Genomic DNA, 7,717 nt, shown 5'->3' with positions numbered 1-7,717 from the left:
CCGCGGCGGCCCCGGCCAGCGCGGCAACGGCGACCGCCGGCGCTTCCGCGGCGCCGCCCGCAGCGCCGACCCCGGCCAACTGCTCACCACCGTGCTCGCCGCGCTCGACCAGAACGAGGTCCACCGCACCAGCCACCCCGCCGACACCCTGGCCCGGCTGGTCACCGTCGCCGAGACCTCCGCCCGGCTGCTCGACGCCGTCGCCTGGTGGGTCTCCTACGTGCCGCCGGGCTCGCACCTGATGCGCACCGCGCAGCACGCCGTGTACCGGATGACCAGCGGCCCGAGCAGCTCCGGCGCCGCCACCCAGCGCGCCCAGATCGAGGCCCCGGACGCCGTGTTCGACCTGCGGCACTACCCGCTCACCCGGCGGGCCGCCCGCGGCGGCGGCTTCGCCCTGCGGGCCGGTGCCGCGGGCAACGACCCGTCCGAGGAGGCCGTGATGGTGGTCAGCGGCTACAAGGGGATGGTCGCCGCGGGCGGCCCCAACGCGGCCGGCGGCTGGCTGGTCGAACTCTTCGCCGACGACACCACCCTGCCGCTCGGCCAGATCGCCGCCGCCCTGCGCTCCCTGGTCGCCGTCGCCCTCTCCGGCCCGACCTCCCCACCGCCGGACTAGCGCCCGCTTTCGAAGGCGCACGGGGCAGCCCCCACGCGCCCCTGGTGGTGCACCCGCGCCGCCGGATTCGCGCCCAGGGGAGTGGAACCGCTGCGGCGGGGCATCCGACGGGGTGGCTGCGACGGGCCCGCACGGGGTACGTCACAGCTGGGCCACAGGGCCCGTCCGGGGGCTGTGCCCCGCGGGCCGCGGCTGCGACAGTGGCCGGACAGCATCGGGGGACCTGGGAGGGACCATGCGCACCAAGTTGGCGGGGGCACTACTCGCACTGGCACTGGCGGTCGGCGGTTCGGCGCTGGCCGGCGGCGAGGCCGCGGCGGCGACGCCCCGCACCGCACCCGCGGCGGCCGTTCAGCAGGCCCCGGCCCAGGCGCCCGCCCAGGCCCCGGCCCGGGCCCGCGCGCTCGGGCAGGCGGCGGCGCCCGCCCTCGCCCCGGCGGCGTCCAAGCAGAAGACCAAGGTGGCGAAGTCCAAGTCCAAGTCGAAGAAGAAGAAGAGCTTCTTCGGCACGGTCGCCGGCATCGTGATCGGCGTGGTGATCCTCGGCATCGTGCTGATCGTCATCGTCGTCGTGGTGATGGCGATGCGCCGCAGGAACTGACGGAGCGCCGGGTGGCGGCCCGTCAGCCGGCCGCCACCCGCTCCGCCCCGGCGTACACGTTGGCGCTCTCGCCGCGCAGGAAGCCCACCAGGGTGAGGCCAAGCTCCTCGGCGAGATCGACCGCGAGCGAGGACGGCGCCGAGACCGCGGCCAGCAGCGGCACGCCCGCCAGCGCCGCCTTCTGGGTCAGCTCGAACGAGGCCCGCCCGCTCACCAGCAGCACGTGCCCGGCGAGCGGCAGCCGGCCCTCCCGCAGGGCCCAGCCGATCACCTTGTCCACCGCGTTGTGCCGCCCGACGTCCTCGCGGGCGCAGAGCAGCCTGCCGTCCGCGTCGAACAGCCCGGCCGCGTGCAGCCCGCCGGTGGAGTCGAACGCCCGCTGCGCCGCGCGGAGCCGCTCCGGCAGGGCGTAGAGCAGGGCGGGGGAGACCCGCAGGGCGTCCCGGTCGACCGGCCAGCGGCTGTGCGTGCGCACCGCCTCGACGGTGTCCCGGCCGCAGAGCCCGCAGGCGCTGGTGGTGAGCAGGTTGCGGTGCCCGGAGAGCGGCGCCGCGTCGCCGCGCACCGTCGCGTCCACCACGTTGTAGCTGTTGACGCCCTCGTTGTCGGTGCCCGCGCAGTAGCGCAGCGCGGCCAGTTGCTCGGTGCGGTGGACGACGCCCTCGCCGACCAGGAAGCCCGCGACCAGGTCGAAGTCGTGGCCGGGGGTGCGCATGGTGACGGTCAGCGGCTCGCCGCCGAGCCGTATCTCCAGCGGCTCCTCGGCCGCCAGCGCGTCCGGGCGCACGCCCGTCTCGCTGCCGCGCAGCCGGACCACCCGGCGCCGTACCGTCGCCCGTGCCATCGACCCTCCGCATGCCGTGTCCGCTGTGCCCAGCCTGCGGCACCGCCCCGTCCTGACGGAAATCCTGGCCGCGGTCGGTCCCCGGCGGCCGCAGAACGCGTCCCGGCCAGCGGTTGTCAGATTCCCATTCACCTGATCTCATTGTGCATATGGATATGCACGGTGCTGTGGCCCCCGACGCGCCACTGGTCCAGGTCGGCAAGGCCGACGTCACTGCCGAGGACGTCCTCGCCGTCGCCCGCGGCAACGCCCGGGTCGAGATCGGCCCGGACGCGCTCGCCGAGATGGCCGGCGCCCGCGCCCGGATCGACGCGCTCGCCGCCGAGCCGCGCCCGGTCTACGGCGTCTCCACCGGCTTCGGCGCCCTCGCCGTCCGGCACATCAGCCCCGAGCTGCGCGCCCAGCTGCAGCGCTCCCTGGTGCGCTCGCACGCCGCCGGCATGGGCCCGGTGGTCGAGCGCGAGGTCGTCCGCGCCCTGGTCTTCCTGCGCATGAAGACCCTCGCCTCCGGCCGCACCGGCGTCCGCCCGCTGGTCGCCGAGACCATGGCCGCCCTGCTCAACGCCGGCATCACCCCCGCCGTCCGCGAGTTCGGCTCGCTCGGCTGCTCCGGCGACCTCGCCCCGCTCTCGCACTGCGCCCTGGTGCTGATGGGCGAGGGCACCGCCTTCGGCCCCGACGGCGTCGAGAAGGACGCCGCCGAGCTGCTCGCCGCCGCCGGTATCGAGCCGGTCGAGCTGCTGGAGAAGGAGGGCCTCGCCCTCATCAACGGCACCGACGGCATGCTCGGCATGCTGGTCATGGCCATCGCCGACCTGCAGAAGCTCTTCACCACCGCGGACATCACCGCCGCGATGAGCCTGGAGGCGCTGCTCGGCACCGACAAGGTGCTCGCCCCCGAGCTGCACGCCCCGATCCGCCCGCACCCCGGCCAGGCGCTCTCCGCCGCCAACATGCTGGCCGTGCTCAAGGGCTCCGGCCTGACCGGCCACCACCAGGACGACGCGCCGCGCGTCCAGGACGCCTACTCGATCCGCTGCGCCCCGCAGGTCGCCGGCGCCGGCCGCGACACCGTCGCGCACGCCCGTACCGTCGCCGAGCGCGAGCTCGCCGCCTCCGTCGACAACCCGGTGGTGCTGCCGGACGGCCGGGTCGAGTCCAACGGCAACTTCCACGGCGCCCCGGTCGCGTACGTGCTGGACTTCCTCGCCATCGCCGCCGCGGACCTCGGCTCGATCTCCGAGCGCCGCACCGACCGGCTGCTCGACAAGGCGCGCTCGCACGGCCTGCCGGCCTTCCTCGCCGACGACCCGGGCGTGGACTCCGGCCTGATGATCGCCCAGTACACCCAGGCCGCCCTGGTCAGCGAGAACAAGCGGCTCGCCGTCCCGGCCTCGGTGGACTCCATCCCGTCCTCCGCGATGCAGGAGGACCACGTGTCGATGGGCTGGTCGGCCGCGCGCAAGCTGCGCCAGGCGGTCGCCAACCTGACCCGGGTGCTGGCCGTGGAGCTGGTCGCCGCCGGCCGGGCGCTGGAGATCCGTGCCGAGGGCGGCAGCGGCCCGATCGCCCCGGCCACCGCCGCCGCGATCGCCGCGGCCCGCGAGGCCGGCGTCGGCGGCCCCGGCCGGGACCGCTTCCTCTCGCCCGACCTGGAGGCCGCCGCGGCGCTGGTCGCCTCCGGCGCGCTGGTCACCGCGGTCGAGCGGGTCACCGGCCCGCTGGGCTGACGTCCCGGCGGGACGGCCGGGCTCAGTACCGGTCGTCCCGCCGCCGCTCCCGGCTCCGGCCGGCCCGCGCGGAGGAGATGTTGATGCCGACGATGCCCGCCCAGCAGACGATCAGGCCGGGCAGCCGGGCGCTCTCGGCGGCGATCGCGGACAGCGGGATGCCCATCACCAGCGAGAGCACCTGCACCTTGAACTGGGGGTTCCCGGTCCGCCGCACCGGCTCGGCGGCACCGAGGCGCTCGGTCACGCGCTGCTCGACCCGGGCGTCCAACCGCTCGTCCAGGCGGGCGAGGAAGGAGTCGACGATCTCCGCCTCGTACTCCTTGCCGAGCTCCTTGCGGGTCTGCACGGCGGCGTCGAGGTCGCGCGCGAGGTCGTCCTTGGAGAGGTCCATGGCCCCAGCCTGGCCGCGTCGGTGGGCCGCGGTCCACCGCCGGAGCGCGATCTCGGGGACGGGTCAGGGCCGTCTCGGGGTGACCCCGGGGGCGACCCCGAGCCCGACCCCGCCCCCGGTACCGGCCGCGCGGGCCGTCCCGACCCGCGAAACACCGTTGCCCGCATGCCAGGACTGCGCGACAGTCGTCCCAGCCGCCGCCGCCAACGGTGCGCAGCGCTCACGAGCTCGGAGGAACCGCCGATGACAGCCCTGGACGAGACCGGCACCGCGGGCCCTTCCGCCCGACTCCTCCAGCTGTTCGAGGGCCACCGGCTCACCCCGACCCAGCGCCGGATCGCGCACTCCCTCGTCCGGCACGCCACCGAGGCGCCGTTCCTGTCCAGCGTGGAGGTCGCCGAGCTGGCCGGCGTCAGCCAGCCGTCGGTGACCCGCTTCGCGGTCGCGCTCGGCTACGACGGCTACCCGGCGCTGCGCAAGCAGCTGCGCGAACTCGGCGCGGGGGAGTCCGCGCCGTCCGCGGAGACCCCCGCGGACGCCGTCCGCAACGAGCACCAGCTGGCGGTGCTGGCCGAGATCGAGCACCTGCGCCACCTCGCCGAGCTGCTCGCCGACCCGGAGCCGATCGTCCGTGCCGCCCGACTGCTCGCCGCCTCCCGGCCGCTGCCGGTGCTCGGCCTGCGGGCCGCCTCGGCCCAGGCGCACGGCTTCGCCTACTTCGCCGCCAAGGTGCACCCGGACGTCCGGCTGCTGGACGAGGGCGGCTCGATGCTGGCCGACCGGATCGAGCAGGCCGCCTCGGCCGGTGCCACCGCGCTGGCCTGCTTCGCCCTGCCCCGCTATCCGCGGGAGCTGATGGACGCCCTGATCACCGCCCGGGAGTGCGGGCTGACGGTGGTGACGGTCGCCGACAGCGCCTTCGCGCCGGTCGCCAAGCTCTCCGACCTGATGCTGCCCGCCGCGGTCGGCACCGGCCTGGTCTTCGACACCGCCTGCGCGCCGATGATGCTCGGCCGGGTGCTGCTGCAGACCATGTGCGACGAGATCCCCGGCGCCGAGGCCCGGCTGGAGGCCATCGAGCAGTCGGCGACCGCCCGCGGGCTGTTCCTGGAGTAGCCCGCCGTCCGTCCGGCGCGCCGCTGCCCGCCTCCCGGCGTGCGGAGCCGGTGCACGGGGGCACCCGGCGGCGCGCGGGGTGCAACTGTGCGCGTTTCGACGGGTTGGCGCCCGCCCGGGAGCGGGCATCCCCCAGACAGGGCCCGGCCGCGGGCCGGACGGGGGTGAACGGGATGCGGGTGATCCACCAGATGAGACCGACCGCTCGGCTGGCCGACGGGGCCGACGAGTGGTCCTGTCCGACCTGCGGGCGGCGGATCGTGCTGCGCCGCCCGCCGGACCCGGGCATCACCGTGCTGGACGCCGGCGACGAGTCCGCCGTGCACATCGGGATCACCGAGCCGACCGCCGCCGAGCGGGCCGCTGCGGAGGCGGCCGAGCGGTACGGGCTGGGTCCGGTCCAGGAGATCCCGCGTCCGCCGGCCCGTGGGCCGCGGGACGCCCGGGAGGCGGAGCAGGGTGCGGCCGGCCGGGAGCCGGCCGTCGACGCCCGGGACCGCGCCTGGCTGGCCGAGATCGGCATCGACTGGGAGGGCGGCGCGGCCGCCTGAGCCGGTCGGGGGCGGCGGCGGGAATAGCCGTCGCCGCGGGTTCGTTCAGCCGCATGTAGTTGAAAGCTGAACGATCTGGAGAGTGAGCGCCATGCAGTTCGGGATCTTCACCGTGGGTGACGTCACCGAGGACCCGACCACCGGCCGGACGCCGACCGAGCACGAGCGGATCAAGGCCATGGTGGCGATCGCGCAGAAGGCCGAGGAGGTGGGCCTGGACGTCTTCGCGACCGGCGAGCACCACAACCCGCCGTTCGTGCCGTCCTCGCCGACCACCATGCTCGGCCACATCGCGGCCCGCACCGACCGGCTGATCCTCTCCACCTCGACCACGCTGATCACCACCAACGACCCGGTGAAGATCGCCGAGGACTTCGCGATGCTCCAGCACCTGGCCGACGGCCGGGTCGACCTGATGCTCGGCCGCGGCAACACCGGCCCGGTGTACCCGTGGTTCGGCCAGGACATCCGCCAGGGCATCCCGCTCGCGATCGAGAACTACGCGCTGCTGCACAAGCTGTGGCGCGAGGACGTGGTCGACTGGCAGGGCCGCTTCCGCACCCCGCTGCAGGGCTTCACCTCGACCCCTCGCCCGCTGGACGGCGTCCCGCCGTTCGTCTGGCACGGCTCGATCCGCAGCCCCGAGATCGCAGAGCAGGCCGCCTACTACGGTGACGGCTTCTTCGCCAACAACATCTTCTGGCCGAAGGAGCACTTCCAGCGCCTGGTCAACCTCTACCGCGAGCGGTACGCGCACTACGGCCACGGCACCCCGGAGCAGGCCGTCGTCGGCCTCGGCGGGCAGGTCTTCCTGCGCCGCAACTCGCAGGACGCGGTGCGCGAGTTCCGCCCGTACTTCGACAACGCCCCGGTCTACGGGCACGGCCCGTCGCTGGAGGAGTTCACCGAGCAGACCCCGCTGACCGTCGGCAGCCCGCAGGAGGTCGTCGACAAGACGCTCACCTTCCGCGAGTCCTTCGGCGACTACCAGCGCCAGCTCTTCCTGGTCGACCACGCCGGCCTGCCGCTGAAGACGGTGCTGGAGCAGCTGGACCTGCTCGGCGAAGAGGTGATCCCGGTGCTGCGCAAGGAGTTCGCCTCGGGCCGCCCGGCCGGCGTGCCGGACGCCCCCACCCACGCCTCGCTGCTCGCCCGGCGGGACGCCGCCGACGCGACCGCCGACAACACCCCCGAGGAGGTCCGATGACCGCCCCGCTCAAGCTGGTCGCCGTGTCGGCCGGCCTGTCCGTGCCCTCGTCCACCCGGCTGCTCGCCGACCGCCTGGCCGGCGCCGTCCGGACGGCGCTGGAGGGCCGGCGGGAGGTCGAGGTCGAGGTGGTCGAACTGCGCGGCCTCGCCCGGCCGATCGCCGACCACCTGGTGACCGGCTTCCCCGGCCCGGAGCTGCGGGCCGCCCTGGAGTCGGTGGAGGCCGCGGACGGCCTGATCGCGGTCACGCCGGTCTTCAGTGCCTCGTACAGCGGCCTGTTCAAGTCCTTCTTCGACGTGCTCGACCGGGAGGCGCTGACCGGCACCCCGGTGCTGATCGCCGCCACCGGCGGCACCGCCCGGCACTCGCTGGCCCTGGAGCACGCCGTGCGGCCGCTCTTCGCCCACCTGCGGGCGGTCGTGGTGCCGACCGCGGTGTTCGCCGCCTCCGAGGACTGGGGCCCCGGCGGCGACGCCGAGGGGCTCGGCCCGAGGATCGCCCGGGCCGGCGGGGAACTCGCCGACCTGCTCGCGGGACGCCCGCCCCGGCCCCGGACGGGGCCCGAGGTGGTGCCCTTCGAGCAGCAGCTGGCGGCCCTGCGCGCGGGCTGACGGCACGCTCCACGGCGGGCGGCGGGACCGGCCGGTCCCGC

At 75.4% G+C, this 7,717-nt stretch carries 8 protein-coding genes and 1 pseudogene; 7 read left to right on the top strand and 2 right to left on the bottom strand.

The window, feature by feature from the left end:
- Positions 1 to 619: pseudogene (locus ABZ641_RS20185) on the top strand (sensor domain-containing diguanylate cyclase); the annotation flags it as partial.
- Positions 620 to 854: 235 nt separating this feature from the next.
- Complete coding sequence (locus ABZ641_RS20180; protein ID WP_359983539.1) at positions 855 to 1,220, top strand: hypothetical protein; 366 nt, start codon at positions 855 to 857, stop codon at positions 1,218 to 1,220.
- A 22-nt stretch (positions 1,221 to 1,242) separates the two neighbouring features.
- Here ABZ641_RS20180 and fdhD read toward each other — a convergent pair whose 3' ends face one another.
- Positions 1,243 to 2,064, bottom strand: coding sequence for a formate dehydrogenase accessory sulfurtransferase FdhD (fdhD, locus tag ABZ641_RS20175; protein WP_359983536.1), 822 nt, complete (start codon positions 2,062 to 2,064; stop codon positions 1,243 to 1,245).
- Positions 2,065 to 2,231: 167 nt separating this feature from the next.
- On the opposite strand from fdhD, the gene hutH reads away from it, so the two are divergent.
- Complete coding sequence (gene hutH, locus ABZ641_RS20170) at positions 2,232 to 3,794, top strand: histidine ammonia-lyase (protein WP_344622093.1); 1,563 nt, start codon at positions 2,232 to 2,234, stop codon at positions 3,792 to 3,794.
- 22 nt (positions 3,795 to 3,816) lie between these two features.
- On the opposite strand, the gene ABZ641_RS20165 is transcribed toward hutH, so the two are convergent.
- Entirely contained in the window at positions 3,817 to 4,188 is a 372-nt protein-coding gene (locus ABZ641_RS20165) for a hypothetical protein (protein WP_359983533.1), read from the bottom strand.
- A 243-nt stretch (positions 4,189 to 4,431) separates the two neighbouring features.
- Between ABZ641_RS20165 and ABZ641_RS20160 the strand changes: the two genes are divergently transcribed.
- The 4 genes from ABZ641_RS20160 to ABZ641_RS20145 all read left to right on the top strand — a co-directional run bounded on the left by ABZ641_RS20160 (position 4,432) and on the right by ABZ641_RS20145 (position 7,676).
- Complete coding sequence (locus ABZ641_RS20160) at positions 4,432 to 5,304, top strand: MurR/RpiR family transcriptional regulator (RefSeq protein ID WP_344622091.1); 873 nt, start codon at positions 4,432 to 4,434, stop codon at positions 5,302 to 5,304.
- Between the two features lie 191 nt (positions 5,305 to 5,495).
- Positions 5,496 to 5,855 carry a hypothetical protein gene (locus ABZ641_RS20155; RefSeq protein ID WP_344622090.1) on the top strand — a complete coding sequence of 120 codons (360 nt, stop codon included), beginning with the start codon at positions 5,496 to 5,498 and terminating at the stop codon, positions 5,853 to 5,855.
- A 91-nt stretch (positions 5,856 to 5,946) separates the two neighbouring features.
- Positions 5,947 to 7,062 carry an LLM class flavin-dependent oxidoreductase gene (locus ABZ641_RS20150; protein ID WP_344622190.1) on the top strand — a complete coding sequence of 372 codons (1,116 nt, stop codon included), beginning with the start codon at positions 5,947 to 5,949 and terminating at the stop codon, positions 7,060 to 7,062.
- A complete protein-coding gene (locus ABZ641_RS20145; protein WP_344622089.1) occupies positions 7,059 to 7,676 on the top strand; it encodes an FMN reductase in 618 nt (205 codons plus the stop codon). The genes ABZ641_RS20150 and ABZ641_RS20145 overlap by 4 nt, the downstream gene beginning before the upstream one ends.
- Positions 7,677 to 7,717 lie beyond the last annotated feature (41 nt).

This window comes from Kitasatospora sp. NPDC007106, from assembly GCF_040634455.1.
Lineage (GTDB): Bacteria > Actinomycetota > Actinomycetes > Streptomycetales > Streptomycetaceae > Kitasatospora > Kitasatospora arboriphila.
The sequence above is the reverse complement of the archived record's forward strand: the minus strand, read 5'-3'. Positions and strand labels throughout refer to the sequence as shown.

What these genes read in the sequence shown, in the direction of transcription:
- ABZ641_RS20145 (WP_344622089.1), top strand. Translation starts at nt 7,059, where the DNA reads ATGACCGCCCCGCTCAAGCTGGTCGCCGTGTCGGCCGGCCTGTCCGTG.
- ABZ641_RS20180 (WP_359983539.1), top strand. Translation starts at nt 855, where the DNA reads ATGCGCACCAAGTTGGCGGGGGCACTACTCGCACTGGCACTGGCGGTC.
- ABZ641_RS20160 (WP_344622091.1), top strand. Translation starts at nt 4,432, where the DNA reads ATGACAGCCCTGGACGAGACCGGCACCGCGGGCCCTTCCGCCCGACTC.
- ABZ641_RS20150 (WP_344622190.1), top strand. Translation starts at nt 5,947, where the DNA reads ATGCAGTTCGGGATCTTCACCGTGGGTGACGTCACCGAGGACCCGACC.
- ABZ641_RS20155 (WP_344622090.1), top strand. Translation starts at nt 5,496, where the DNA reads ATGAGACCGACCGCTCGGCTGGCCGACGGGGCCGACGAGTGGTCCTGT.
- ABZ641_RS20165 (WP_359983533.1), bottom strand. Translation starts at nt 4,188, where the DNA reads ATGGACCTCTCCAAGGACGACCTCGCGCGCGACCTCGACGCCGCCGTG.
- fdhD (WP_359983536.1), bottom strand. Translation starts at nt 2,064, where the DNA reads ATGGCACGGGCGACGGTACGGCGCCGGGTGGTCCGGCTGCGCGGCAGC.